Source organism: Pseudomonas sp. SWRI111, from assembly GCF_014268555.1.
Taxonomy (GTDB): Bacteria; Pseudomonadota; Gammaproteobacteria; order Pseudomonadales; family Pseudomonadaceae; genus Aquipseudomonas; species Aquipseudomonas hamedanensis.
Genome location: NZ_JABWQQ010000004.1, coordinates 1 through 25,337 on the forward strand (window position 1 = coordinate 1; position 25,337 = coordinate 25,337).

General features: G+C 60.4%; 25 protein-coding genes. 10 read left to right on the forward strand and 15 right to left on the reverse strand.

Going from position 1 to position 25,337, the window contains the following annotated elements; genetic code table 11:
* Positions 1-273 precede the first annotated feature (273 nt).
* The 6 genes from msrQ to HU755_RS06910 form a co-directional block, all read right to left on the reverse strand.
* The gene (gene msrQ, locus HU755_RS06885) at positions 274-897 is read right to left on the reverse strand and encodes a protein-methionine-sulfoxide reductase heme-binding subunit MsrQ (protein WP_186631024.1); all 624 of its coding nucleotides are present in this window, start codon (positions 895-897) and stop codon (positions 274-276) included.
* A complete protein-coding gene (gene msrP, locus HU755_RS06890; protein ID WP_186631025.1) occupies positions 897-1,910 on the reverse strand; it encodes a protein-methionine-sulfoxide reductase catalytic subunit MsrP in 1,014 nt (337 codons plus the stop codon). Before msrP ends, msrQ begins: the two co-directional genes overlap by 1 nt.
* A gap of 63 nt (positions 1,911-1,973) precedes the next feature.
* Complete coding sequence (pssA, locus tag HU755_RS06895; protein WP_186546929.1) at positions 1,974-2,831, reverse strand: CDP-diacylglycerol--serine O-phosphatidyltransferase; 858 nt, start codon at positions 2,829-2,831, stop codon at positions 1,974-1,976.
* Between the two features lie 150 nt (positions 2,832-2,981).
* Positions 2,982-3,998, reverse strand: a complete 1,017-nt coding sequence (gene ilvC, locus HU755_RS06900; protein WP_003228216.1) for a ketol-acid reductoisomerase — start codon at positions 3,996-3,998, stop codon at positions 2,982-2,984.
* A 46-nt stretch (positions 3,999-4,044) separates the two neighbouring features.
* Entirely contained in the window at positions 4,045-4,536 is a 492-nt protein-coding gene (gene ilvN / locus HU755_RS06905; RefSeq protein WP_003176102.1) for an acetolactate synthase small subunit, read from the reverse strand.
* Between the two features lie 2 nt (positions 4,537-4,538).
* Positions 4,539-6,263: an acetolactate synthase 3 large subunit gene (locus HU755_RS06910; RefSeq protein ID WP_186546928.1), complete on the reverse strand. Its 1,725-nt coding sequence runs from the start codon at positions 6,261-6,263 to the stop codon at positions 4,539-4,541.
* 398 nt (positions 6,264-6,661) lie between these two features.
* On the opposite strand from HU755_RS06910, the gene HU755_RS06915 reads away from it, so the two are divergent.
* Positions 6,662-7,078: a DUF4124 domain-containing protein gene (locus tag HU755_RS06915; RefSeq protein ID WP_186546927.1), complete on the forward strand. Its 417-nt coding sequence runs from the start codon at positions 6,662-6,664 to the stop codon at positions 7,076-7,078.
* Positions 7,079-7,204: 126 nt separating this feature from the next.
* On the opposite strand, the gene HU755_RS06920 is transcribed toward HU755_RS06915, so the two are convergent.
* From HU755_RS06920 to mrcB, 3 genes are read right to left on the reverse strand one after another with little or no spacing between them, the layout of a single operon-like run.
* A complete protein-coding gene (locus HU755_RS06920) occupies positions 7,205-7,540 on the reverse strand; it encodes a YqcC family protein (RefSeq protein WP_186631026.1) in 336 nt (111 codons plus the stop codon).
* Entirely contained in the window at positions 7,540-8,289 is a 750-nt protein-coding gene (locus HU755_RS06925; RefSeq protein ID WP_186631027.1) for a hypothetical protein, read from the reverse strand. Before HU755_RS06925 ends, HU755_RS06920 begins: the two co-directional genes overlap by 1 nt.
* A 16-nt stretch (positions 8,290-8,305) precedes the next feature.
* Entirely contained in the window at positions 8,306-10,630 is a 2,325-nt protein-coding gene (gene mrcB, locus HU755_RS06930; protein WP_186546924.1) for a penicillin-binding protein 1B, read from the reverse strand.
* A 117-nt stretch (positions 10,631-10,747) separates the two neighbouring features.
* Between mrcB and HU755_RS06935 the strand changes: the two genes are divergently transcribed.
* From HU755_RS06935 to HU755_RS06950, 4 genes are all read left to right on the forward strand, one after another.
* Positions 10,748-12,304 (forward strand): AAA family ATPase, encoded by a 1,557-nt coding sequence (locus tag HU755_RS06935; protein WP_186631028.1) that lies wholly within the window; start codon positions 10,748-10,750, stop codon positions 12,302-12,304.
* Between the two features lie 91 nt (positions 12,305-12,395).
* Positions 12,396-12,740, forward strand: coding sequence for a pentapeptide repeat-containing protein (locus HU755_RS06940; RefSeq protein ID WP_186546922.1), 345 nt, complete (start codon positions 12,396-12,398; stop codon positions 12,738-12,740).
* A 284-nt stretch (positions 12,741-13,024) separates the two neighbouring features.
* On the forward strand, positions 13,025-13,297 hold the full coding sequence (locus HU755_RS06945) for a TfoX/Sxy family protein (protein WP_064392505.1): 273 nt from the start codon (positions 13,025-13,027) through the stop codon (positions 13,295-13,297).
* A 15-nt stretch (positions 13,298-13,312) separates the two neighbouring features.
* Entirely contained in the window at positions 13,313-14,107 is a 795-nt protein-coding gene (locus tag HU755_RS06950) for a Crp/Fnr family transcriptional regulator (RefSeq protein ID WP_186631029.1), read from the forward strand.
* Between the two features lie 234 nt (positions 14,108-14,341).
* Here the strand turns inward: HU755_RS06950 and HU755_RS06955 are convergent, their stop codons facing one another.
* From HU755_RS06955 to HU755_RS06970, 4 genes are read right to left on the reverse strand one after another with little or no spacing between them, the layout of a single operon-like run.
* Positions 14,342-15,193: a ChaN family lipoprotein gene (locus tag HU755_RS06955; RefSeq protein ID WP_186631030.1), complete on the reverse strand. Its 852-nt coding sequence runs from the start codon at positions 15,191-15,193 to the stop codon at positions 14,342-14,344.
* A 21-nt stretch (positions 15,194-15,214) separates the two neighbouring features.
* Positions 15,215-15,982 (reverse strand): heme ABC transporter ATP-binding protein, encoded by a 768-nt coding sequence (locus HU755_RS06960; protein ID WP_186631031.1) that lies wholly within the window; start codon positions 15,980-15,982, stop codon positions 15,215-15,217.
* On the reverse strand, positions 15,982-16,965 hold the full coding sequence (locus HU755_RS06965) for an iron ABC transporter permease (RefSeq protein WP_186546937.1): 984 nt from the start codon (positions 16,963-16,965) through the stop codon (positions 15,982-15,984). The genes HU755_RS06960 and HU755_RS06965 overlap by 1 nt, the downstream gene beginning before the upstream one ends.
* Positions 16,966-17,015: 50 nt before the next feature.
* Complete coding sequence (locus HU755_RS06970; RefSeq protein ID WP_186546918.1) at positions 17,016-17,888, reverse strand: hemin ABC transporter substrate-binding protein; 873 nt, start codon at positions 17,886-17,888, stop codon at positions 17,016-17,018.
* 163 nt (positions 17,889-18,051) lie between these two features.
* Between HU755_RS06970 and HU755_RS06975 the strand changes: the two genes are divergently transcribed.
* Positions 18,052-18,369 (forward strand): Rieske (2Fe-2S) protein, encoded by a 318-nt coding sequence (locus tag HU755_RS06975; protein WP_186631032.1) that lies wholly within the window; start codon positions 18,052-18,054, stop codon positions 18,367-18,369.
* Here the strand turns inward: HU755_RS06975 and sfsA are convergent.
* Together sfsA and HU755_RS06985 are read right to left on the reverse strand one after the other, a co-directional pair.
* Complete coding sequence (sfsA, locus tag HU755_RS06980; protein WP_186631033.1) at positions 18,366-19,079, reverse strand: DNA/RNA nuclease SfsA; 714 nt, start codon at positions 19,077-19,079, stop codon at positions 18,366-18,368. The two genes, HU755_RS06975 and sfsA, sit on opposite strands and share 4 nt — an antisense overlap.
* Positions 19,079-20,248 carry a pyridoxal phosphate-dependent aminotransferase gene (locus HU755_RS06985; RefSeq protein WP_186623560.1) on the reverse strand — a complete coding sequence of 390 codons (1,170 nt, stop codon included), beginning with the start codon at positions 20,246-20,248 and terminating at the stop codon, positions 19,079-19,081. Before HU755_RS06985 ends, sfsA begins: the two co-directional genes overlap by 1 nt.
* 331 nt (positions 20,249-20,579) lie before the next feature.
* On the opposite strand from HU755_RS06985, the gene dksA reads away from it, so the two are divergent.
* From dksA to HU755_RS07005, 4 genes are all read left to right on the forward strand, one after another.
* Entirely contained in the window at positions 20,580-21,029 is a 450-nt protein-coding gene (dksA, locus tag HU755_RS06990) for an RNA polymerase-binding protein DksA (protein ID WP_186631034.1), read from the forward strand.
* A gap of 216 nt (positions 21,030-21,245) precedes the next feature.
* On the forward strand, positions 21,246-22,142 hold the full coding sequence (gene gluQRS, locus HU755_RS06995) for a tRNA glutamyl-Q(34) synthetase GluQRS (protein WP_186631035.1): 897 nt from the start codon (positions 21,246-21,248) through the stop codon (positions 22,140-22,142).
* Between the two features lie 76 nt (positions 22,143-22,218).
* Positions 22,219-22,395, forward strand: a complete 177-nt coding sequence (locus HU755_RS07000; protein WP_003176118.1) for a hypothetical protein — start codon at positions 22,219-22,221, stop codon at positions 22,393-22,395.
* On the forward strand, positions 22,379-25,333 hold the full coding sequence (locus HU755_RS07005) for a sensor histidine kinase (RefSeq protein ID WP_186631036.1): 2,955 nt from the start codon (positions 22,379-22,381) through the stop codon (positions 25,331-25,333). The genes HU755_RS07000 and HU755_RS07005 overlap by 17 nt, the downstream gene beginning before the upstream one ends.
* The last annotated feature ends 4 nt before the right edge of the window (positions 25,334-25,337 follow it).

Sequence of the window (25,337 nt, forward strand, 5' to 3'; positions counted from 1 at the left end):
AACCACTTGCGCTTCCGATCTCTCGTTAGCGGGAGGCGAATTCTACAGCGTTACTCGCTGTTGTCAACACCTCTTTTTCTCCGCTTTCGACCGAGAAGATCGAACCGTTAAAAGAGCCAAACATTACTGCCCTTTCAACTCCTTCCAGGCTTCGATGATCTGAAGCAAGCCGCTGTCGAAAACTGCGTAACTCTTTGAATCTCAAGGAGTTTTCCGTTTCGACTGCGCCGGAAGTGGGGCGAATTATAGACCTCCAGAATCTGCCGTCAACCGTTAATTTCGCTTTTCTTGAACATTTTGCTTTCTAGCCAATAAACGCGGGATTCGCCTCAGCACTGGTGGCACACGAAGCACCAAAAGCAAGGCGCCTATAAAGGCATAAATCGCCCACTCCTCCAGATCAGCCCGCACAATCCATAACATATGCAGCAAACCCAGTCCCAAAATGGCGTACACCAGGCGGTGCAGCTTCTTCCAGCGAGTACCCAAGCGACGTTGGCTATAGCGATTCGACGTCACCGCCAATATCAGCAGTCCAAGGAAACCCAGCGCACCGACAATAATGTACGGCCGCTTGCTCAACTCGACGCCCAACTGCGACCAGTCGAACCCGAGGATAAACGCCATATAGCTGAACAGGTGCAAAGCCACATACGCAAAACACCAAAGCCCCAGCTGCCGGCGAACGGCAATCCACCCCGCCCACCCGGTCAGTTTCTGCAAAGGGGTCATGCTCAGCGTGATCAACAACAATACCAGCGTCCCCAGCCCCAACCGATCTACCAGCACCTTACCCGGATCAGGCCCGAGCAAATCCGCAAAAGCCTGATAGAACCAGAGCAAAGGCCAGATCGCCGCCGCGATGAAAACGCCCACTCGCCAGAACGGGTAACGCATCAGTAGTTCTTCCGCAGATCGAGCCCTGTATATAAAGAAGCGACTTCTTCCGAGTAGCCGTTAAACATTTGCGTGTCACGCACATTCGGTTTGAACAGACTGTTCGGCAATCGCCGCTCCCGTGCCTGGGTCCAGCGCGGGTGATCAACCGTCGGATTCACATTGGCATAGAAGCCGTACTCATCCGCGGCGATGCTTTGCCAGGTTGTCTTCGGCTGCTCACTGACCAGGCTGATCCGCACGATGGACTTCACGCTTTTAAAGCCATATTTCCACGGCACCACTAACCGCAGCGGTGCGCCGTTCTGATTCGGCAGTTCCCGGCCATACATGCCCACAGCGAGGATTGCCAGCGGGTTCATTGCCTCGTCCAGACGCAAGCCTTCGACATAGGGCCAGTCAATCAAGGCGAACCCGGAGCGCTGCCCGGGCATGCTCTTGGGATCCTGCAAGGTTTCGAAGCGGATGTATTTGGCCTTTGAGGTCGGCTCGACTTGCTTGAGCAACGCCGAGATGGGGAAACCGATCCAGGGAATGACCATCGACCACGCCTCGACACAGCGCAGGCGATAGATACGTTCCTCCAGTTGATAAGGTTTCATGAAATCTTCAAGCGCATAGCGTCCCGGCTTACCCACCTCTCCGTCTATCACCACGCTCCACGGTTCGGTTTTCAGCGATCCGGCGTTCGCCGCCGGATCGCCCTTGTCGGTACCGAACTCATAAAAGTTGTTGTAGTGAGTAGCGTCCTTATAAGGCGTGATCGCCTCATCCTTGACGCTGACCGCGCCCCACTGGGTAGAAGGAAGCTTTTCGGCGAACCAGGCCGGCGCTTTGCCCGGTTCAACATCGGAGTAACGAGAAGGATCCGCGGCACTGGCCCAACGCGGCAGGCTGCTGACAGCAATACCGGCGGCGGTAGCACCGAGCAGTTGGCGACGGGAAAGATAGATGGATTCGGGCGTGACATCCGACTCATGGCAGTCAGATGCTTTGGGGATCTTGATCAACATGACAACTCCGCAGCTTTGGAGGACAGGTGCACCCATAGACTGCGGAGTATGCGGGAAATTACATCACTCGGCGTTTTTGTGACGACGAAGGCGCAACAGGTATTGCACCGGGCCGGAAGCAGCGTAGGCGAGGAACACCAGCAGCAGAATGCGCGGCGGATCGCTGAACACGACCGCGAACACCAGCACCACGGCGAGGATCGCCACGAACGGCACACGCCCTTTCAAGTCCAGCTCCTTGAAGCTGTTGTACTTGATGTTGCTGACCATCAACATGCCGGCCGCCGCCACCATCAACGCAACCAGGAACGACATCTTCGAACCCTGAATGCCGTAATCGCTGAATGCCCAGACGATACCCGCCACCACACCCGCGGCTGCCGGACTGGCCAGACCGATAAAGTAGCGCTTGTCTGCCGTACCCACTTGAGTGTTGAAACGCGCCAGACGCAACGCCGCGCCAGCTACATAGATGAAGGCGACCATCCAGCCGACCTTGCCCATGTCACCCAATGCCCAGCCGAAAGCCAGCAACGCAGGCGCGACGCCGAAAGCAACCATGTCTGACAGGGAGTCATATTCGGCGCCGAACGCGCTCTGCGTGTTGGTCATGCGTGCAACCCGACCGTCGAGGCCGTCGAGCACCATGGCAACGAAAATCGCGATCGCGGCGAACGCGAAGTATTTGCTCGCATTCGCCGAGTCGCCGGCACTCAAGGCCGCCTGGGCGCTCATCGAGTTGATGATGGAATAGAACCCTGCGAACAGGTTGGCGGTGGTGAACAGGTTCGGCAGCAGATAGATACCACGATGCCGGACTTTACGACCTTCTGCGTCGTGCCCTTCTTCGATGTGCTCATCGATGGGCAGGAGGCTTTCGGCGTCGGAAGCCTTGTTCGGCTCTTCGGGACGTTCGCTCATGGACATTACCTTGCAACGGTGTGGAAAAAATTCGACAGAAGCTTGAGGACGACAGTTCGGCCACAAACGATGCAGCTTTATACCAGAACCGCCGTCTCAAACGAAAAAACGCGGCCAGGGCCGCGTTTTTTTCATACAAGGGACGCTGACTCAGTTTTTGGCTTTGTCGACGATCTTGTTGGCACCGATCCACGGCATCATGGAGCGAAGTTGCTCGCCGATGATTTCGATACCGTGAGCGGCGTTGTTACGACGCTTGGCGGTCATCGAAGGGTAGCCGGTTGCGCCTTCGCTGATGAACATTTTGGCGTATTCGCCGTCCTGAATACGTTTCAGGGCGTTGCGCATGGCCTGACGGGACTCGGCGTTGATGACTTCCGGACCGGTCACGTACTCGCCGTACTCGGCGTTGTTGGAGATCGAGTAGTTCATGTTGGCGATACCGCCTTCATACATGAGGTCAACGATCAGCTTCAGTTCGTGCAGGCATTCGAAGTAGGCCATTTCCGGCGCGTAGCCAGCTTCAACCAGGGTTTCGAAACCGGCTTTGACCAGCTCAACGGTGCCGCCGCACAGAACGGCTTGTTCGCCGAACAGGTCGGTTTCAGTCTCGTCCTTGAAAGTGGTTTCGATGATGCCGGTACGGCCGCCACCAACGCCAGCGGCGTAGGACAGTGCAACGTTTTTCGCGTTGCCCGAGGCGTCCTGGTAGATCGCGATCAGGTCAGGGATACCGCCGCCCTTGACGAACTCGGAACGCACGGTGTGGCCCGGGGCTTTCGGCGCGATCATGATCACGTCGAGGTCGGCACGCGGAACAACCTGGTTGTAGTGGATCGCGAAGCCGTGGGAGAAGGCCAGGGTGGCGCCTTTCTTGATGTTCGGCTCGATTTCGTTCTTGTACAGCGAGGACTGGAATTCGTCCGGGGTCAAAATCATGACCAGGTCGGCAGCCGCCACAGCAGAAGCAACGTCAGTCACTTTCAGGCCGTGAGCTTCGGCTTTGGCAACGGTGGCCGAACCTTTACGCAGACCGACGGTAACGTCGACACCGGAGTCTTTCAGGTTGCACGCTTGAGCGTGACCCTGGGAGCCGTAACCGATGATGGCAACTTTCTTGCCCTGGATGATCGACAGGTCGCAGTCTTTATCGTAGAAAACTTTCATGAATTTCCCCTTATATCCGGCCGTTCAGGCCATGCGCTAATTTGGTTTAGATGCTGAGTACTTTGTCGCCGCGGGCAATGCCGGTCACGCCGCTACGGACGGTTTCCAGAATCGAAGCGGTGCCGATGGACTGAATGAAGCTGTCGAGCTTGTCGCTGGTACCGGTCAATTGAACGGTATACACGCTGGCGCTGACATCGACGATCTGTCCACGGTAGATATCGGTGGTGCGTTTGATCTCGGCGCGCTGGGCGCCAGTGGCCTTGACCTTGACCAGCATCAGTTCGCGTTCGATGTGAGCGCTTTCCGACAGGTCCACCAGCTTGACCACTTCGATCAGCTTGTTCAGGTTTTTGGTGATCTGCTCGATGACCTCATCGTGACCCACGGTGGTCAGCGTCAGACGCGACAGGGTCGGGTCTTCGGTCGGGGCCACGGTCAGGCTTTCGATGTTGTAGTTGCGCTGCGAGAACAGGCCGACCACGCGAGACAGAGCGCCGGGTTCGTTTTCCAGAAGCAAGGAAATAATGTGCCGCATGATTAGGTACGCTCCGTCTTGCTCAGCCACATATCGCGCATGGAGCCGTCTTTGATCTGCATCGGGTAGACGTGCTCGCTGGTGTCGACCGAAACATCGATGATCACCAGACGATCCTTCATGGCGAACGCTTCGGCCATCTTCGCCTTCAAATCTTTCGATTCGGTGATGCGTACGCCAACGTGGCCGTAAGCTTCAGCCAGCTTGATGAAGTCAGGCAGCGATTCCATGTAGGAGTGCGAGTGACGGCTGCCGTAGCTCATGTCCTGCCACTGGCGAACCATGCCCAGCACACCGTTGTTGAGGATGACGATTTTCACCGGCAAGCCATACTGCAAGCAGGTCGACAGCTCCTGGATGTTCATCTGGATACTGCCTTCACCGGTGACGCAGGCAACGTCGTCGTCGGGGAAGCTCAGCTTGATGCCCATTGCGGCTGGCAGACCAAAGCCCATCGTGCCCAGGCCACCGGAGTTGATCCAGCGATTAGGCTTGTTGAACGTGTAGTACTGCGCCGCGAACATCTGGTGCTGACCGACGTCAGAGGTCACAAAAGCGTCGCCCTTGGTCACTTCGCAGAGGGTCTCGATCACGGTCTGCGGCTTGATCTTGCTGCCGTCGCCCTTTTCATAAGGGAACAGGCCACGATCGCCACGCCATTCATCAACCTGCTTCCACCAACTGGCCACGGACTCCTTGTTCGGGGTCTCGCCGATTTCCTTGAGGATCGCGACCATTTCGGTCAGGACGCTCTCCACCGGGCCAACGATAGGCACATCGGCCTTGATGGTCTTGGAGATCGACGCCGGGTCGATGTCGATGTGGATGATCTTGGCGTTCGGGCAGAACTTCGCCGGGCCGTTGATCACGCGATCGTCGAAGCGCGCGCCGACGGCCAGGATCACATCGGCATGGTGCATCGCCAGGTTGGCGGTGTAGCTGCCGTGCATGCCGAGCATGCCGATGAACTGACGGTCAGTGCCAGGGAAACCGCCCAGGCCCATCAAGGTGTTGGTCACCGGCAGATTAAGCATTTTGGCCAGTTCGGTCAGCGGTGCGGAACCGTTGCCGAGGATCACGCCACCACCCGAATAGAGCACTGGGCGCTTGGCCGCCAGCAACATTTCGGCCGCCTTGCGGATTTGCCCGGAGTGACCGCGAACGGCCGGGCTGTAGGAACGCAGCTTGGCTTTTTTCGGGAAGATGTATTCGAACTTCTCGGCCGGGTTGGTCATGTCTTTCGGGATATCGACCACGACCGGGCCCGGACGACCGGATTGCGCCAGGTAGAATGCCTTCTTCATGACTTCCGGGATTTCCGAAGCGTGCTTGATCATGAAGCTGTGCTTCACGATCGGCCGGGAGATACCGATCATGTCGGTTTCCTGGAACGCGTCGGTGCCGACCATGGTGCTGGGCACCTGACCGGAAATGATAACCATTGGAATCGAGTCCATATAGGCGGTGGCGATACCGGTGATGGCGTTTGTGGCGCCAGGACCGGAAGTCACCAATACCACGCCGGCTTTACCGGTGGCACGGGCGTAGCCGTCAGCCATATGGGTTGCCGCTTGTTCGTGACGAACCAGGATGTGAGTCACTTCCGGTTCTTTGAACAGGGCATCGTAAACATGCAGGAGAGCACCACCCGGGTACCCGTAGATGTATTTGACGCCTTCGTCACGCAAAAAGCGGACGAGCATCTCACCGCCAGATAAAAGCTCCACGTTGTTCACCTCTAAAACGCCAGAATACCGTCCACAAAAAGGGGCGGGTCTTAATAGGTTTACTTCTCGGCAGAGCATGAGCGACGGTGGTCGCCGACTACGTCAGCACTGACTGAGCAAGTATTGGGATCGTCCCAAGTGTTGCGGGCCTTTCCCACCCAGCGCGAGGTAACGCGTTGCGGGTGTAACAGGTCGGCGCGGATGTGCGCCTCATGATCTACCGAGTGGGTCTGCTTCTGGCAGTCCCTCTACAGCGGACTTTGGATTCTTCTGTTTCGCCCTCTGCAAGTCAAGTCGTCTGTGTGGTTAATTGTGGGTAAGCACATGAGAACGCAAGAAAAAACCTGAAAAGCGCTACTCTGTTAGCGTCAATTGCGCATTTTCAGCAAGGAATCAGCATGCGAACGCTCCTCCTGACTCTGTTAGTCGGCCTCAGCCCCTGGTGCTCGGCCGCTCAAATCTACAAATGGGTCGACGCCCAGGGTGTCACGCATTTCGATGCGCAGCCGCCTCAGGGGCAACCGTCCACCACCGTGCAAACGCCCTCCTCGCCCGCGCCGAAACCAGCGCCGATGTCGGGCGGCGGGGTAATCGGTGATCAGAAAACCATCGATGACAAGGTCAAGAAACAGGTCGCCGAACAGCAGGCGCAGCTCAAGGCATTTTGCGAACAGGCACGCACGAATCTGGCGCAACTGCAGAACAATCCGCGATTGCGTGAGGAGGTCGAGGGTGATTTGCGGCGCCTTGACGACGCGCAACGTCAGGAGCGCATTGTCGAAGCGAAGAAGCAGATTGCCGAGAATTGCTCGTAATCGCTGCGAAGAAGCTGTGTAGGGCTATGTAGGAGCTGCCGAAGGCTGCGATCTTCTTTGACTTGTTTGAAGAGCAAGATCAAAAGATCGCAGCCTCGTTGCACTCGTCAGCTCCTACAGTCGCGTTCAGCGTGAAGCAGTGATCAGCAGGTCAAACTCTTTAAGCAGCACCTGCAACTGACGATCCTTGCCGCCAAGATTGCGCTGGGCAAATACCATTTCAGCCATTTCCTGAATCCCCGAGGCGTTCGGCAACGGCAGATCCTGTTCGAGGATCATCTTCATGCGTGGCAGGAAGATCCATTGCAGCCATTGCTCGAAGTCCAGCGTGTCGACCGAAAACGGCTCGACACTGCTGAGTGCTTCAGCCGACGGCGGGACCTCATCCCACCAGCCCTGGGTACGCAGTTCACGCTCGATCAGCAACAGCTGATCGGCGATTTTCGGGAAACGCGCATCCATCACAGGGAAACCTTGGCCTTCTGACGGGCCAGTGCGGCGCCGGCGGAATCGCCTTGCTTCTCACGGGCCTGAGCGATGATGTCCCACAGGCTGGCCTGCAGATCTGGGCGGCCGTTGGCCATGGTCAGTGCACGACGGGCGAATTGCTCGGCCTGCGGCGCATCGCCCTGGGCCATACGTACTTGCGCCAAGCGATAAAGCACTTGCGGCTCGCGCGGGGCGACACGCTGGGCACGTTCCAGACTGGACGACGCACCGTTGAGGTCGCCACCGGCCTGCTGCTGTTGCGCGGTGGTCAACAGGGCGAGCACCGGGCCGTCCAGTTGTTCGTCAGCCGACAGACCGCCGCCACTGCTGGCCGAAGGGATGCCACTAGGCGACGACGGCATGCTGTAGCTGCCCGAATTGACCGGCGCAGAGTCCACCGCCGAAGGGTTATACGGACCAGGCGTGATGCCGCCGGATGCGGGGCCGGGCACGATTGGCGAACTGCTGATCGGCGCCGAAGTGGTCGCGCCACCGCCGGGCACCATGACCACGACACCGGTATCGCCCTGAGGAATCGCCTGAGTCTGGCCCTGTACCGGACGCTTCACCGTCGTTTGACGGAAACCGCCGTTGGCCGAAATGCGTTCGCTGTTGGACACGGCGGTACCGGAGTCGACCACCGGAATCGAACCACGCTGTACGGTAGAGCAGCCGCTGAGCAAAGCCACGGCGGTCACCGCTGGAATCAACCACTTGTTCACTTGAAGCCCTCTTTGCTTAATTCATCCAGCCCTTGACCCAATCCATCACCGACTCGCCGGAAGCGGGCGTTTCGCTCGCACACGCGGCGCCGGGAGGCGGTTCGCTGCCGCGAATATACGGCATCTGTACGGCGCCCGGGCAGTTGGCGTCAGAGCCTTGACCGGTACGTGAATCGACCCAGGCCTGGACGACGTTGTCCGGCTGCGGCATGTCGAGCGGCAGCGGGTCGGCCTTGCGCATGAAACTGCTCCAGACCTGCAACGCACCGGTCGCCCCGGTGAACGGCGTCTTGCCGTTGTCATCACGCCCGAGCCAGACCACCGCCAGCAGATCCTGACTGAACCCGGCGAACCAGCTGTCGCGCGAGTCGTTACTGGTACCGGTCTTGCCCGCCAGCGTCAGGGTCTTGGGCAGCACGTTATAAACCGAACTGCCGGTACCTTCACGCATCACCCGCTGCATGGCGTTCTGGATCAGGTAAATGGAGGCCGGATCGAAACGCTGTTCGATCTGGAACGGATAACGCTTGAGCGGCTCGCCATCGGCCGTCAGTACGCTGCGAATCCCGCGCATCGGCGTGTTGAAACCGCCATTGGCCAAGGTCTGGTACATCGTCGCCACTTCGATCGGGGTCATGCCGCCCGCACCCAGCAGCATCGACGGAAACGCCGGAAACTCACGCGTCACGCCCAGTCGAGCGAGGGTCTTGAGCACGTTCGGCACGCCGACTTCCAGGCCCAGCCGCGAGGTCGACAGGTTGTAGGAATGCGCCAGGCCCTGGTAGAGGAACACCGTGCCATGGGAGCGACGATCGTAGTTCTGCGGCTTCCACACCTGCCCGTTCGCGCCCTTGACCGACAGTGGGTCGTCCGACAGCCAACTGGTCAGCGTGTACTGGCTCGGTTTTTCCAGCGCGGTCAGATACACCGCCGGTTTGATCAACGAGCCAATCGGCCGCACGGCATCCAGCGCACGGTTGAAACCGGCGTAGCTGGCCTGACGGCTGCCGATCATTGCCTGGACTTCACCGGTTTCCGGGTTGGTCACGACCATTGCCGCTTCCACGTCATCGGAACCCTTGCGCCCGGCCAGACGCTTGAAGGTGTCGTTGACCGAGGCCTCGGCCTTCATCTGCAGAATCGGATCGAAACTGGTGAAGATGCGCAGGCCTTCTTCGGTCAAGTCTTCGTCACGATAGTCTTCACGCAATTGACGTTTGACCAGATCGATAAAGCCGGGGAAAGAGCTGTCGGCGAGCTTGCCGCGGGTCGTCACGCCCAGCGGCATTTTTTTCGCCGCTTCGACTTGCTCCGCAGTGGCCACGCCTTGCTGCTCAAGCACGTCGAGTACCAGATTACGCCGTTCAAGTGCACGTTCCGGATTGCGTCGCGGGTTGTAGTAGGACGGACCTTTGACCATGCCGACCAGCAACGCAACCTGATGCAGCTTCAATTCGGACAAGGGCTGGCCGAAGAAGAACTGGCTGGCCAGACCGAAACCGTGCACCGCACGCTGCCCGTCCTGACCGACGAAGACTTCGTTGAGGTACGCCTCAAGAATTTCCTTCTTGTCGTAATGCAGCTCCAGCAACATCGCCATCATTGCTTCGGTAAGCTTGCGGCTCAGGCTGCGTTCGCTGGTCAGGTAGAAGTTTTTCACCAACTGCTGGGTCAGCGTACTGCCGCCCTGGGTCATCTTGCCGCCGGAGGTGTTGATCCACACCGCACGGGCAATCGACTTCGGCGACACACCCCAATGGCTATAGAAGTCGCGGTCTTCGACGGCGACCAGGGTTTCGAGCAGATACGGCGGCACCTGATCGAGCTTGATCAGGATGCGGTCTTCAAGATTTTTCGGGTAAATGCCACCGATCAGCAGCGGCTCCAGACGCACCACCGACAATTTCGAGCCGTTGGTCGCCGACAGCTCCGCCACGTAATCGCCGGAGAAACGCACCCGCACCGGCTGGGCTTTTTCCAGGCCTTCGTAGAACTGGAAGCCACGGGTATTCAGATCAACCGTATTGCCGCTGACGGCGGCGGCGCCGGGACCGTTGCTCACGGCTTCGCGGCGATAGCCGAGGGCGTCGAGTTCGGTGAGGAAATCGTCCTTGCTGAGCTTCTGTCCGACGAACAGCTCAAGCGGGCGCGCGTAGACCTTGGCCGGAATGGTCCAGCGCTTGCCGGAGAACTTCTCCTGCACCACGGCATCAAGGTAGACGGCGAAGCCGGCCAGCACTACAAGGCCGACCAGACTGAGTTTAATGGCCCAGCTCAGCCACGGGTTCATGCCCTTGGCTGGTGGTTTTTTCTTGGTACGGGGGGATCGGGATCGAGTCATGGCGGCGGATTATACGCACTTTATTGATCCTCAACAGGCACGCTCCGAGGTTTGCGTCAGGCGGGCAAGCAGCCATAATGGCCGCCTCGAATCTCCCCCGTCTCTGAAGGATCGCCTGTGAGCCAGTCCCTGATCGCTGCCCTGCAAAACCCGGCCCTCTACCCGCATCCCGTCGAAGGGTTTCAGGTCATCGAAACCCATATTTCGTGGGTCATTCTCACCGGGCCCTTTGCCTATAAAGTGAAGAAGCCGGTGAATTTCGGCTTCCTCGACTTTACCGGCCTGGACGCCCGCGCACATTTCTGCGCTGAAGAGCTGCGCCTGAATCAGCGTCTGACCGATGATTTGTATCTGGAGGTGTTGCCAGTCACCGGCAGCGTCGAAGCACCGCAATTGGGCGGCGACGGCCCGGCCATCGAATACGTGCTGAAGATGCGCCAGTTCCCGCAGACCGGTTTGCTCAGCACCCTTCAGGCCAACGGCGAGCTGACCACTCAGCACATCGATGCGATGGCCGAGCAGATTGCGCACTTCCACCTCAACGCACCAAAAGTCCCGGCCGAACACGACGCCGGCACCCCGGACAGCGTGATGGCGCCGGTGCGGCAGAATTTCGAACAGATCCTGCCGTTCCTCAGCGACAAGAACGACCTGCTGCAACTTGAAGCCTTGCAAGCCTGGGCCGAAAGCAGCTTCGAGCGCCTCAAGCCACTGCTCGCCCAGCGCAAGGCTGACGGTTTCACCCGTGAATGCCACGGCGACATTCATTTGGGCAACGCCACCGTGATCGATGACAAGGTGGTGATTTTCGACTGCATCGAATTCAACGAACCCTTCCGCTTCACCGACGTCTACGCCGACACTGCGTTCCTGGCGATGGACCTGGAAGACCGCGGACTGAAATCCCTGGCCCGGCGTTTCATCAGCCAGTATCTGGAACTGACCGGCGACTACCAAGGCCTGGAAGTGTTGAACTTCTATAAAGCCTACCGCGCGCTGGTGCGCGCGAAGGTGGCCTTGTTCAGCATGCCGACGGACGCCACGGCGGTGCAGCGCGCCACTACCCTGCGCCAGTACCGCAACTATGCCAACCTCGCCGAGAGCTACAGCACCATTCCTTCGCGCTTCATGGCGATCACCCACGGCGTCTCCGCGGTCGGCAAGAGCCACGTGGCGATGCGCCTGGTCGAAGCGCTGGGCGCGATTCGTCTGCGTTCCGACGTCGAGCGCAAGCGCCTGTTCGGTGAACAGACCGTTGCCAACGACGTGCAGGCCGGCATTTATAGCGCCGAGGCCAGCGCCGCGACCTACGCGCGTCTGCATGAAATCGCCGAAGTGATCCTGCACGCCGGTTTCCCGGTAGTGATTGATGCCACCTACCTCAAGCGAGAGCAACGTGACAGCGCTGCAAAAATCGCCGAGGCCACCGGCACGCCGTTCCTGATTCTCGACTGCAACGCCCCACAAGCGGTTATCGAGAGCTGGCTGGCGCTGCGTCAGGCCGATCAAAAGGATCCGTCCGACGCCACCCTGGCAGTGATCGCAGCGCAGCAGGCCAACCGCGAAGCGCTGACGCCGGAAGAAATCCTCCGTAGCAAACGCGTGCAGACCAATGAATCCGGCACGCTGGACACCGTGGTCGCGCAGATCCGTCAGCGCCTGCCAGGTCTGTAAGAAACTATTTCGGCCGTGAAGCCCTCGCTCGCTTCACGGCTGCTAAATAGTGGCACTATACTGGCGCCATAAAACCAACAGGTGATCTGACATGAGCCAGCCGAAACTTCTCGACACCCCGCTGTATGCCTTGCTGCACAAAGATGACATCGCCGGTTTCAACAAGGAGCGTCCACAGGACGGCCCGATTGACATGGTCGGCGGTGATTTCCGTGGCCTCGACCTGCGTGAACTGAACGCCGATGGCGTGGATTTCCGGGACGCCTACTTTCGCTCCGCCGATCTGCGTGGCATCGATTTCCGCAAGGCTTCGCTCGAAGGCGCCAGCCTGGCCCACGCACAGATTTCCGGTGCGTACTTCCCGCCGGAGCTGAGCGCAGACGAGATTCTCATGTCGATGAATTTCGGCACGCGGTTGCGGTATCGCACGCGCTGAGATTCATGTTCAGCACCTGACACTCCCCCCCATGTAGGAGTGAGCCTGCTCGCGATAGCGGTTTAACATTCAGCAAATGTGCTGTCTGTCAGTCCGTCATCGCGAGCAGGCTCACTCCTACAGTTATATGTGTTACGCCACGCCCTTCTGCGTTCGCCAGATCTTTCCTCCCCCTCTTAGAAGCATTTGCGTCGAATCCGACCAAACAACCACGCTTTTCCTACTGATGGCTACACTCCTGAGAAGCTCGCCCACGCTCCATTCGGCCGTCGCAAGGAGGCTTGATGAATGATGAACTGCAACACCTGAAAAATCTTGGCAAGACGTCGGCGCAATGGCTGCATGCCGTGGGCATCCACAGCGCCTCGGACTTGCGGCGCCTGGGCGCGGTGGACGCCTACCGGGCCGTGCGTACCCGTGGGTTTCGTGCATCGAAGGTGTTGTTGTATGCGATCGAAGGCGCGCTGATGGATGTGCACTGGAACGACATCCCCGCCGAACGCAAGGACGCCCTGAACAAGCAGCTCGACGCCATCTCTTCACGCCACAAGAATTGAGCGGGCACTGCCGTCATGTATGTACTGGGGGAACAATCGGCGCACGCCGATGCCTTGATCAATCGTTTGCAGAACCTGCCCGCGCAATGGCTGCTGGGCCTGACACAGTGCGGGCCATTGCTCGAACTGCAGGCAACGGAAGACCTGATGGCGCAGTTGCCCGCCGACCAGTTGTTTCTGCTGGAGGACGGCGTGATCAACGGCGGTATCGGCGCGCGGGTACTGTTTTATTGGCAGGAAGGCGATCTGATTGGTCTCCAGCAAGGTGAGGCGTGGGCCGACTGCCGCTTGTGCGCAGAGGGACCATTGCGCTTGCTGCCCTACAGACGCAGCGAGGTGTTCCTGCACTTGTTTGCCGACAGCGGCCGTTGCGAGCAGTTTTTGCAATATTTGCTGGGACAGATGGCACTTCTGGCCCATGCCGTCGCCGACCTCAAGCCCCGCGAATTTCGCAGTACCCACGGTTTCAAACGGGTAGAAGCCGGGGAAACCCTGATCCATCAGGGGGACGCCGCCGATCATGTATTTGTGATCATCGACGGGCACGCCGAGGCGTTTGTGGACGGGCACAAGGTCGGTGAAGTGCTTAAGGACGAGATCTTCGGCGCCATGGCGCTGTTCACGGGCGAGCCACGCAATGCCACGGTCGTCGCTCGCGAGCCGAGTACCGTCATGCTGATTCCCGGCGATCATTTTTTGAGCATGACCCGCACCAACCCGAAGATTGCCCACAGCCTGATCGAGAGCATGGCGCGACGCATCGGCCAATTGAACCGACAACTCACGCAAACGGCACCGCTCGATCGGTGATGCCGATCCCTTGGTTTTCGCGGGATGACGGGCCACTTCAACGCCCGAAACAAATAAATACGGAATCAGTTGTTGACTCGGTAATGAGAATCGCTATGATTATCACAACTGGTCGCGAGATCAGTCGATATTCTGAAAAGCCCTTGGTTCGGACTCTCAGATTATCTCCTCATCAGGCTAATCACGGTTATTTGACCCGGTTTTTTACCGGGTCTTTTTTTGCCTGTGGAAAAGTCATCGGGCCAGCTGTTGACGCATCTGTGCACAATAATCCTGCGCTGGCATGGCAGCGGTGTACCAGACGTAATCGGCCATCGCCTGCGTGACTTCGGCGCCCCGCTCGGCCAGCATCAGCACGCTCGGGGCCTGCGCGGCGCCCAGGCCGAGCATGTGCAGCGGCACGCCGACATCCTTGCGGGCGTGCCATGCACCGGCCAACAGAACCGAAGGATGCGGCGCCGCCATCAGCTGTTCGGCCATGCGCCGGTCGCGCTGTTGCTGAACAGCAAGCATCGCCGGCATTTGCGACTCGGGCAGCAGACCACAGTGGGAATCGCTGACTTGCTCCAGCAACGTCGCCTTCACCGCCTCAGCATTGCTGAGCGGGCCGCTCAAAGCGGGTGGATTGCGATAGACGCTACGGACCTCGGCGTTATCAAGGTTTGCCGCCAGCAGCGGATACGGTTGTGCGAGCGCGAACCGCACAATCGGCCCGTAAAGCGTCCAGTCCCAGCCTTCCTGCCAGGCCAAGGCAGCAGGAAGATCGGCAGGGAGCGCGGCGGACTGGCGCAACCTGGCGATCCTGGGCTGTTGATCGGGCGTAAGCATTTCCAGCAACACACTGCCTTGCGCGCGCTGCTCACCCAGCGCCTGCAACAGCCATAACTGCACCGCGTGGTGCTCGGCATTGTCATGCTGCTCGCCGACAATCACTCGCTCGGCGCTGGCCAGGCGCTGAATCAGCGCTTGCGCCGTCAGCACCTGGCCGCTGCGCAAATCGCGAATCTCGCCGTCGACGGGCGGCGGCGCAACAACATGCTGGCACCCGGTAAGCCACACCACCGCCAACAGCCACATCCGGCGCATGCAATCTCCTCGACATTCCAGTCAGCGGGCGATGATCAGCGGATGCCCGCGCTCCGGGTGCGGTTGCACCAACACGTCCAGCCCGAACACGGCCTTGAGCGAATCCGGGCGCAACACTCGCTCAGGCGTGTCCAGCGCTACCGGGCGCCCAGCTTCAAGCAGCAAGACCCGGTCACAATAACGCGCCGCCAGATTCAAATCATGCAGGATGACCAGCACCGCCGCGCCACGGCCGGCAAACTCGCGCACCGCGTGCAAGGTCGTGTGCTGATGCAGCGGGTCGAGCATCGACGTCGGCTCATCCAGCAGTAGCGTTTGCCCCGCCTGCCCCGGCCAGAGCTGGGCCAGCACCCGCGCCAGATGCACGCGCTGGCGCTCGCCACCCGACAACGCCAGATAACTGCGGCCGCTCAGGTGCCCGGCATCTGCCGCGGCCAGCGCGGCGGCGATAATCTCGTCATCGCGCACCCGACCGCACTGATAAGGCAACCGGCCCATGCCGACCACTTCTTCGACACGAAAGGCGAAATCCAGCGTCGATGCCTGCGGCAGCACCGCCAGACGCTGCGCCCGCTGTGTGCCGCTCCAATGGTTCAACCCGTGCCCATCGAGGCAAACCGCGCCGGAGCTGGGCGCCAACTCACCGCACAAGGCTGCGAGCAAGGTACTTTTACCGGCACCGTTCGGCCCGAGTACGCCAAGCACTTTGCCCGGTTCGAGCTGGAGCGTGACGTCACTGAGCACAACCTTGCGGCCACGCTGAACGTGCAAATGGTCGGCGCGCAACATCAGGCTCGCCCTCGCAGCAACAGGTAAAGAAAGAACGGCGCACCGATAAACGCGGTGACGATACCGATCGGCAACTCCGCCGGCGCCAGCGCCAGACGCGCCACCAGATCGGCCAGCAACAGCAGGCTCGCGCCGGCCAGTACCGAGGCCGGGAGCAACACGCGATGATCGGGACCGGACAACAAGCGCACCAGATGCGGCACCACCAGGCCGACAAAACCGATCATCCCCGCCGCCGCCACCGCCGCGCCAACCCCCAGCGCGGTGCAGAACACCAATTCGCGCTTGAGCCGCTCGACATCAATGCCCAGATGCCCGGCCTCGGATTCACCCAGCAGCAAGGCATTGAGTGCCTTGGCCCGGCGCGGCAGCCACGCTGCCACCGCAGCGCTGATGATCAGCAACGGCCACAGCCGCGCGTAACTGGCGCCATTAAGGCTGCCAAGGTTCCAGAACGTCAGCGTGCGCAACGTCGCATCGTCGGCCAGATACGTGAACAGCCCGACCGCCGAACCGGCCAGAGCCGTCAGCGCGATGCCCGCCAGGAGCATGGTCGCCACATGGGTCTGACCATTACGCCGGCCGAGCCGATAAACCAGCGCCGTTACACCAAGCCCGCCGAGAAATGCGCACACCGACAATAAATAGGGGCCGAACGCCTCCGGCAAACCGCCAAAAAAAGAGCCGCCGACAATCGCCACCGCAGCACCCAGCGCCGCACCACTGGACACCCCGACCAGCCCCGGGTCCGCCAGCGGATTGCGAAACAGTCCCTGCATCGCCACGCCGGACAACGCCAGCACCCCGCCAACCGCCAGCCCGAGCAACGTACGCGGCAGACGAATCTGCCCGACGATCAACTCAGCCTGCTCCAGACCTTCCGGCGCCAACGGCACGCCGAGCATGCGCAGTGCCGCGCGCAGCGTATCGAACAGCGGCAGGCTGACCGGTCCCAGCGCCAGTGACAGCCAGATCGCCAGCAAACACAGGAGCGCCAGGCCGATGAACAGCGCGCGAGGTTTGACCAATCTGGTCATTGATCGCTCTTGGCCGGATAGAAACTGTCCGACAAGGTTTTCAACGCTGCCGGCAGACGTGGTCCAAGCCCGCCGACCAGCAACGTCGGATCCAGCTCCAGCACGCGCCCGGCCTTGGCCGCACGACTGCCGGCAAGGATCGGGTTTTCCTTGAACAACGCAGCTTTTGCCGCCTCACCGGTGAGTGCCCGATCAGCAAAAACCAGCACTTGCGGATCGAGACCGGCGAGTGCCTCTACCGAAAACGCCTTGTAGCCGGTGTGCGTCGCCAGGTTATGCCCGCCCGCCTGTTGCAGCAGCCAATCGGCCGCGGTGTCCTTGCCGGCGATCAATGGCTTGCCGCCGGCATGCCCGAGCAACAGCAGAACGCCCGGGGCTTTCTGTCGAGTTTGCGCTTGAGCGACTCGCGCCTTTTGCGCAGCGAGTTGCTGTTGATACGTTTGCAGCAACCGCGCCGCCTGTTGTTCCGCACCGAGCAGTTGCCCGAGTTGCGTCAGCGTATTTTCCAGCGTGGGCAGGTCAGGCTCGGCCGAGAACAACTGCACCTGCACCTTGGCCGCTTTCACCTGTGCAAGCACCGGCGGCGGGCCCATTTCCTCCGTGCCGATCAGAATGTCCGGGCGCAGGCTCAAGATGCCCTCGGCGGACAGGCTGCGCTGATAACCGATGCTCGGCAGTGCCTTCAGCGATTGCGGATGCTGGCTGGTGGTGTCGACACCCACCAGTTTCGATTCGCCGCCCAGCGCGCTGACCCATTCCGACAACGCGCCGCCGGCACTGACCCAGCGTTGCGGCAAATCCGCCGCTGCGGCCTGGTGGCTGACAAACAGGCCGACACACAGCACAGCAACGCGAGCACTCAGGCGCATACACAGCTTCCTTGAATAAGGTTTCCCAGGCATCCGGACGACAAGCCAAGTATCCTCGGCCTCTGCCCGATCCCCGTGGGAGAAGGCCGCCATTTGATAATTGTTTGCATTTAAACGTCAAGCTCGGACATATCCAGACACGAGCGGACACTCGAGGATAGCCATGAAGTTTCTCTGCGCCGGGGTCGATCTGGTCGAGGCCGGTAGTCGCGGTTTCGATATCGACGGGAAAAAGCTGTTTGCCGTGCGACGTGGCGGGCAGGCCTATGTCTACCTCAACCGCTGCCCGCACCGAGGCGTCAGGCTGGAATGGCAACCCGACCAGTTTCTCGATCCGAGCAACAGTCTGATCCAGTGCGCCACCCACGGCGCCCTGTTTCTGATCGAGGACGGTGAATGCGTCGCCGGCCCCTGCGCCGGGCAAGCGTTGACGGCGATTGCCTGCCGCGAAGATGCGCAAGGGCTGTGGATAGACGTTTAACCGTTGAGCAATACGTCGAGACGCCGATCAATGACCAGCTCTTGATGATCCAGGCGCACGCCATACGCCAGCACCTCGACGCCACAAGCGACCGCTTCGAGAAGCGCATCGGCGTAGGCCGAGTCGATTTCCCTGGCCGGACGCACGGCCTCAATCCCGGTGAGATTGACGCAATACAACTGCACCGCGCGGATCCCGTCCCGTGCCAGGTGCGCCAGCTCACGCAAATGCTTGGCGCCGCGCTGGGTCACCGCATCGGGAAACGCGGCCACGGCCGTACCGTCGAAGCCCAGCGTGACGCTTTTCACTTCGATATAAGCCGGGCCACTGGGGTATTCGAGGCGGAAATCGATGCGGCTCTTTTCCTGCCCGTAAGCCACTTCCCGCTTCAAAGCAGTAAACCCGGCCAACTCGGTAATGACGCCGGCCTGTAACGCTTCCTCGACCAGTCCGTTGGCGCGCCCGGTGTTCACGCAAAACAAGCGGCCCTGCGGGGTTTCGCCGATTTCCCAAGTGCCGGGCAATTTGCGTTTCGGGTCGTTGGAGCGACTGAACCAGACTTGCCCGCCCTCGACCTGGCAATTGAGCATCGAACCGGTGTTCGGGCAGTGGATGGTCAGCAATTCGCCGCTGACGGTTTCAATGTCAGCGAGAAAGCGCTTGTAACGACGGATCAGCCGCGCCTGCTCCAGCGGTGGATAAAAACGCATCAGCCTTGCCAGCTCTTCAAACCACGGGCGATGCGCTCCACCGCTTCCTGCAAGCGCGCGAGGTTTTGCGTGTAGGCGAACCGCACATGATGACTGGCCTGATAGCGGCCAAAATCCAGGCCCGGGGTGAAGGCCACATGTTCTGTTTCGAGGAAATGTTGGCAGAACGCGAAGGCATCGCCGCCAAACTGGCTGATATCGGCATAAAGATAGAAAGCGCCTTCAGGCTCGACGGCAATGTTGAAGCCCAGCTCGCGCAACGCCGGCAGGAGGAAATCCCGTCGGCGGCCGAATTCAGCGCGGCGCTCCTCGAGAATCGTCAGCGTATCGGGCTCAAAACAGGCCAGAGCCGCGTGTTGCGCCATGCTCGGCGCGCTGATGTAGAGGTTTTGCGCAAGTTTTTCCAGTTCGCCGACCGCCGCGTCCGGTGCCACCAGCCAGCCGAGACGCCAGCCGGTCATACCGAAGTACTTGGAAAAACTGTTCAGGACAAACGCACTGTCATCGACTTCGAGCACGCTGGCGGCATCGGTGCCGTACGTCAGACCGTGGTAGATCTCATCCACCACCAAATGGCCGTGCCGCGCCTTGATGGCTGTGGATAACCCGGCCAGCTCGGCACGGGTCAGAATCGTCCCGGTCGGGTTGGCCGGCGAGGCGACCAGCGCGCCGACACTGTCGTGGTCCCAATGCCGCTCGACGAGGTCCGGGGTCAATTGATAGCGCACGTCCGGCCCGACCGGCACCAACTGCGCCGCACCTTCAACCAGACGCAAAAAGTGCCGGTTACACGGATAGCCCGGATCCGCCAGCAGCCAGTGCTTGCCGGGATCGACCAATAACGCGCTCGCGAGCAGCAGCGCGCCAGAACCACCGGGCGTGATCAGGATCCGGCGCGGATCGATATTCAAGCCATAGCGCGACTGGTAAAACCCGGAAATCGCCTCACGCAGCTCAGGAATGCCCCGCGCCGCGGTGTAACGGGTCTTGCCCGCCGTCAGCGCGGCTTGCCCGGCGCGAATGATCGGCTCGGCAGTGGTGAAGTCCGGCTCGCCGATTTCCAAGTGAATCACATCGTGACCGTCGGCCTGCAGTTCGTTGGCCCGCGCCAGCAGCGCCATCACATGGAACGGTTCGATCGCACGACTGCGCGCACTGTAGGGGGCCATTGGATTGCCTTCGACGGAAAAAAGAGTCGATTCTACCCATCTACCGGAACGAGCGAGAACCCGCAGCGGTCACAGCCTCAAGAACACTGGACTGTAACGAGATGAGCGTTCGCTCCAGGATTGACTAAAATCACTGATTGAACAGGTCTGCATCCCACCAGACACGACTTGCCAAACATCTGCAAGCGCCACCCGCCGGGGCCTCGACATCCGGGAGTAGCGCCGGCTGAATTGATCTGGTAAGTTCGCCCGCTTGCAGCCGCAGGGCCGGCAGGTGTCGGTGATGGAGCTTCCTGCGCAATGGATTACAAGAGTAGAGGCGGTCTATTTCATGTCCACCCAAGCAAAGCAACAGCAGCAAGCGACGATCAGCGGCTTCGAACCTTACGTTCCGAAGGCGGGTGAAGAGTACATGGGCGCTCCGATGCGCGCGCATTTCACCAAGATCCTGAACAAGTGGAAACTGGACTTGGACTTGATGCAGGAAGTCGACCGTACGGTTGATCACATGAAAGACGAAGCGGCCAACTTCCCTGACCCGGCCGACCGTGCCAGCCAGGAAGAAGAATTCGCCCTCGAACTGCGCGCCCGCGACCGCGAGCGCAAGCTGATCAAGAAAATCGACAAGACGCTGCAACTGATCGAAGACGAAGAGTACGGCTGGTGCGAGTCCTGCGGCATCGAGATCGGCGTCAAACGCCTCGAAGCCCGTCCAACAGCGGATCTGTGCATCGACTGCAAGACCCTGGCGGAAATCAAGGAAAAGCAGGTCGGCAAGTAATTTCGACCTGAACAGCAAACGGAGCGTGCGAACGCTCCGTTTTTGTTTGTGCGGTTTGCCTGCCGCCCCGCCTCTTGACTGCCTTTTGTGGGAGGGGGCTTGCTCCCGAAGGCGGCGTGTCATTCGACATCAAAGTTGTCTGAATAGCCGCCTTCGGGAGCAAGCCCCCTCCCACAGAGGTAATGTGCCGAATCCCGAAAAATTGTATTTTCTCTCATGATCGCCAAAACCTCCCCCGCCTACATCGGCCGTTTCGCCCCCACCCCCAGTGGCCACCTGCACTTCGGTTCGCTGGTCGCGGCGCTGGCCTCCTACCTCGATGCCCGATCGGTCGGCGGCCAATGGCTGGTGCGCATGGAAGACCTTGATCCGCCGCGCGAAGAGCCCGGTGCGCAAGCGGCGATTCTCAAGGCCCTGGAAAGTTACGGCTTCGAATGGGACGGCGAAATGGTTCGCCAGAGCGAGCGGCACGCGGCCTATGCCGAAGTGCTCGACAGCTTGTTCAATCACGGTCTGGCTTACGCCTGCACCTGTTCGCGCAAACAACTTGAGCCGTATCACGGGATTTATCCCGGCTTTTGCCGCAACGCCGGCCATGAGCAGCAAGATGCGGCGATCCGTCTGCGCGTGCCGGAACTGGAATACCACTTCATCGACCGCGTGCAGGGCGAATTCCGCCAGCATCTGGGCCGTGACGTTGGCGACTTCGTGATCCGCCGCCGCGACGGCCTCTACGCTTATCAACTCGCCGTGGTGCTCGACGATGCCTGGCAAGGCATCACCGACATCGTGCGCGGCGCCGACCTGCTCGACTCGACGCCCCGCCAGTTGTATCTGCAAGAGCTGCTGGGCCTGAAACAACCGCGCTACCTGCACCTGCCGCTGATCACCCAGCCCGACGGCAACAAGCTCGGCAAGTCCTACCGTTCGCCGCCGCTCGAAGCCGATCAAGCCACGCCGTTGCTGCTGCGTGCCCTGCGCGCACTGGGGCAAAAACCCGGCAGCGAACTGGCCTGCGCTTCGCCGCACGAACTGCTCGCCTGGGGCAGCGCTCATTGGGATGCGGACAAGATTCCACGCACACTGACGCTGCCTGAAGCGCAACTGCAATGACGACACTTGCAGTCGCGCGCCCATCCGTTACCATCGCCGCACGTTTTCGGGCACGCGCATAAAAAGAGAGGCCGGGATGTACATCTATCGCTTGGTCCTGCTTTTGGTCGTCGGGATCTATCTGTTCTCCCCCGCCATCATGGATTGGTGGATCGACGCGACGGGCGCCTGGTATCGCCCTTATCTGCTCTGGCTGATCCTGATTGTCGTGACCTTCATCCTGCAGAGCCAAAAAGATGCCGATGAGCTTTAGCCTGACCCAGATGCTTCTGATCAGCGCCGCGTACCTGGCGGCGCTGTTCGGCGTGGCCTGGGTCAGTGAACGGGGCATGATCCCGCGAGCGATCATTCGCCACCCGCTGACTTACACCTTGTCGCTGGGGGTTTACGCCAGCGCGTGGGCGTTCTACGGCACGGTGGGTCTGGCGTACCAGTACGGCTACGGTTTCCTTTCCAGCTATCTCGGCGTGTCCGGTGCATTCCTGCTGGCCCCGGTGCTGCTCTATCCGATCCTGAAGATCACCCGCACTTACCAGTTGTCGTCGCTGGCGGATCTGTTCGCCTTCCGTTTTCGCAGCACCTGGGCCGGCGCGCTGACCACGATTTTCATGCTGATCGGCGTCCTGCCCCTGCTGGCCTTGCAGATTCAGGCAGTGGCCGACTCCATCGGCATCCTGACCGGCGAGCCGATTCAGAGCCGCGTGGCGCTGGCGTTCTGTGCACTGATCATTCTGTTCACGATCTTCTTCGGCTCGCGCCATATCGCCACCCGCGAGAAACACGAAGGGCTGGTGTTCGCCATCGCCTTTGAGTCGGTGATCAAACTGATCGCCCTCGGCGGCGTCGGCCTGTATGCGCTCTATGGGGTATTCGACGGCCCGCAACATCTGGAACTGTGGCTGTTGCAGAACCAGACCGCCCTCGCCGCGCTGCATACGCCGTTACAGGAAGGGCCATGGCGCACGCTGCTGCTGGTGTTCTTCGCCTCGGCAATCGTCATGCCGCACATGTATCACATGACCTTCACCGAAAACCTCAACCCGCGCTCGCTGGTCAGCGCGAGCTGGGGCTTGCCACTGTTCCTGTTGTTGATGAGCCTGGCGGTGCCGCTGATTCTCTGGGCCGGCCTGAAGCTTGGCGCCACGACCAATCCGGAATATTTCACCTTGGGCATCGGCATTGCCGCCAACAGCAAGCCGCTGGCGCTGCTCGCTTATGTGGGCGGTCTGTCGGCGGCAAGTGGTCTGATCATCGTCACCACCCTGGCGCTGTCGGGCATGGCCCTCAACCATCTGGTGCTGCCGCTTTACCAGCCGCCGGCCGAAGGCAATATCTACCGCTGGCTGAAGTGGACGCGCCGGGCGCTGATCGTCGCGATCATCATGGCCGGTTTCGGTTTCTACCTGATGCTCGGCGCCGAACAGGATCTGGCCAACCTCGGCATCGTCGCGTTCGTCGCCACCCTGCAATTTCTGCCGGGGGTGCTGTCGGTGCTGTACTGGCCGACCGCCAACCGTCGCGGCTTTATCGCAGGCTTGCTGGCGGGGATTCTGGTCTGGGTCGTGACCATGCTGCTGCCGCTGGTCGGCAATCTGCAGGGTTTCTACATTCCGCTGCTGAACATGATTTATGTGCTCGACGACACCAGTTGGCACATGGCGGCCATCGCCTCGCTGGCGGCCAACGTCTTGATGTTCACCCTGATCTCGCTGTTCACCAACGCCAGCGCGGAAGAGGCGAGTGCCGCCGAAGCCTGCGCAGTGGATAACGTGCGCCGCCCGCAACGTCGTGAGCTGCACGCGGCCTCGCCACAGGAATTCGCCACACAACTGGCCAAACCGCTCGGCGCCAAAGCCGCACAGAAAGAAGTCGAACAGGCCCTGCGTGACCTTTACCTGCCGTTCGACGAGCGCCGGCCGTACGCCCTGCGCCGACTGCGTGATCGCATTGAAGCCAACCTCTCCGGCCTGATGGGCCCGAGCGTGGCGCAGGACATGGTCGAAACCTTTCTGCCATACAAGGCCGGCGGCGAAAACTACGTCACTGAAGACATTCATTTCATCGAAAGCCGCCTCGAGGATTATCACTCGCGCCTCACCGGTCTGGCCGCCGAACTCGATGCGCTGCGCCGCTACCACCGCCAGACTCTGCAGGAGCTGCCGATGGGCGTCTGCTCACTGGCCAAGGATCAGGAGATCCTGATGTGGAACAAGGCCATGGAAGAGTTGACCGGGATTGCCGCGCAACGGGTGGTCGGCTCGCGCCTGAGCACCATTGCCAATCCGTGGAAGGAGCTGCTGCAGGGTTTCATCGACCTGCCCGACGAACACCTGCACAAACAACACTTGGCCCTCGACGGCCAGACGCGCTGGCTGAACCTGCACAAAGCGGCAATCGATGAGCCGCTGGCGCCGGGCAACAGCGGCCTGGTGCTGCTGGTCGAGGATTTGACTGAAACGCAGATGCTCGAAGATAAACTGGTGCACTCCGAACGTCTGGCCAGCATCGGTCGCCTGGCGGCGGGTGTGGCCCATGAAATCGGCAACCCGATTACCGGGATCGCCTGCCTGGCGCAGAATCTGCGCGAAGAACGTGAAGACGACAGTGAGCTGACGGAAATCAGCGGGCAGATTCTCGAGCAGACCAAACGCGTGTCGCGCATCGTCCAGTCGCTGATGAGTTTTGCCCACGCCGGCAGCCATCAGCACAGTGACGAGCCCGTTTGTCTGGCGCAGGTTGCGCAGGATGCCATCGGCCTGCTGGCCCTGAACCGACGCAACTTCGAAGTACAGTTCTACAACCTGTGCGACCCCGATCACTGGGTCGAAGGCGATCCGCAACGGCTCGCCCAGGTACTGATCAATCTGCTCTCGAATGCCCGTGACGCCTCGCCGCCCGGCAGCGCGGTACGGGTCAAGAGCGAAGCCGGCGAACACACGGTCGATCTGATCGTCGAGGACGAAGGCAGCGGTATTCCGTCGAGCATCATGGACCGATTGTTCGAACCCTTCTTCACCACCAAGGATCCTGGCGAAGGCACCGGTCTGGGCCTTGCACTGGTCTATTCCATCGTTGAAGAGCATTATGGACAAATCACCATCGACAGCCCGGCTGATGTACAAAGCCAACGCGGCACCCGTATCCGGGTGACCTTGCCGCGTCATGTCGAAGCGACGTCCGCTGTGAACTGAGACC

Bases quoted from the DNA above. Each gene is read 5' to 3' on its own strand.
- msrQ (WP_186631024.1), bottom strand. From the start codon at position 897: ATGCGTTACCCGTTCTGGCGAGTGGGCGTTTTCATCGCGGCGGCGATC.
- msrP (WP_186631025.1), bottom strand. From the start codon at position 1,910: ATGTTGATCAAGATCCCCAAAGCATCTGACTGCCATGAGTCGGATGTC.
- pssA (WP_186546929.1), bottom strand. From the start codon at position 2,831: ATGAGCGAACGTCCCGAAGAGCCGAACAAGGCTTCCGACGCCGAAAGC.
- ilvC (WP_003228216.1), bottom strand. From the start codon at position 3,998: ATGAAAGTTTTCTACGATAAAGACTGCGACCTGTCGATCATCCAGGGC.
- ilvN (WP_003176102.1), bottom strand. From the start codon at position 4,536: ATGCGGCACATTATTTCCTTGCTTCTGGAAAACGAACCCGGCGCTCTG.
- HU755_RS06915 (WP_186546927.1), top strand. From the start codon at position 6,662: ATGCGAACGCTCCTCCTGACTCTGTTAGTCGGCCTCAGCCCCTGGTGC.
- HU755_RS06920 (WP_186631026.1), bottom strand. From the start codon at position 7,540: ATGGATGCGCGTTTCCCGAAAATCGCCGATCAGCTGTTGCTGATCGAG.
- mrcB (WP_186546924.1), bottom strand. From the start codon at position 10,630: ATGACTCGATCCCGATCCCCCCGTACCAAGAAAAAACCACCAGCCAAG.
- HU755_RS06940 (WP_186546922.1), top strand. From the start codon at position 12,396: ATGAGCCAGCCGAAACTTCTCGACACCCCGCTGTATGCCTTGCTGCAC.
- HU755_RS06945 (WP_064392505.1), top strand. From the start codon at position 13,025: ATGAATGATGAACTGCAACACCTGAAAAATCTTGGCAAGACGTCGGCG.
- HU755_RS06950 (WP_186631029.1), top strand. From the start codon at position 13,313: ATGTATGTACTGGGGGAACAATCGGCGCACGCCGATGCCTTGATCAAT.
- HU755_RS06955 (WP_186631030.1), bottom strand. From the start codon at position 15,193: ATGCGCCGGATGTGGCTGTTGGCGGTGGTGTGGCTTACCGGGTGCCAG.
- HU755_RS06960 (WP_186631031.1), bottom strand. From the start codon at position 15,982: ATGTTGCGCGCCGACCATTTGCACGTTCAGCGTGGCCGCAAGGTTGTG.
- HU755_RS06970 (WP_186546918.1), bottom strand. From the start codon at position 17,888: ATGCGCCTGAGTGCTCGCGTTGCTGTGCTGTGTGTCGGCCTGTTTGTC.
- HU755_RS06975 (WP_186631032.1), top strand. From the start codon at position 18,052: ATGAAGTTTCTCTGCGCCGGGGTCGATCTGGTCGAGGCCGGTAGTCGC.
- sfsA (WP_186631033.1), bottom strand. From the start codon at position 19,079: ATGCGTTTTTATCCACCGCTGGAGCAGGCGCGGCTGATCCGTCGTTAC.
- HU755_RS06985 (WP_186623560.1), bottom strand. From the start codon at position 20,248: ATGGCCCCCTACAGTGCGCGCAGTCGTGCGATCGAACCGTTCCATGTG.
- dksA (WP_186631034.1), top strand. From the start codon at position 20,580: ATGTCCACCCAAGCAAAGCAACAGCAGCAAGCGACGATCAGCGGCTTC.
- gluQRS (WP_186631035.1), top strand. From the start codon at position 21,246: ATGATCGCCAAAACCTCCCCCGCCTACATCGGCCGTTTCGCCCCCACC.
- HU755_RS07000 (WP_003176118.1), top strand. From the start codon at position 22,219: ATGTACATCTATCGCTTGGTCCTGCTTTTGGTCGTCGGGATCTATCTG.
- HU755_RS07005 (WP_186631036.1), top strand. From the start codon at position 22,379: ATGCCGATGAGCTTTAGCCTGACCCAGATGCTTCTGATCAGCGCCGCG.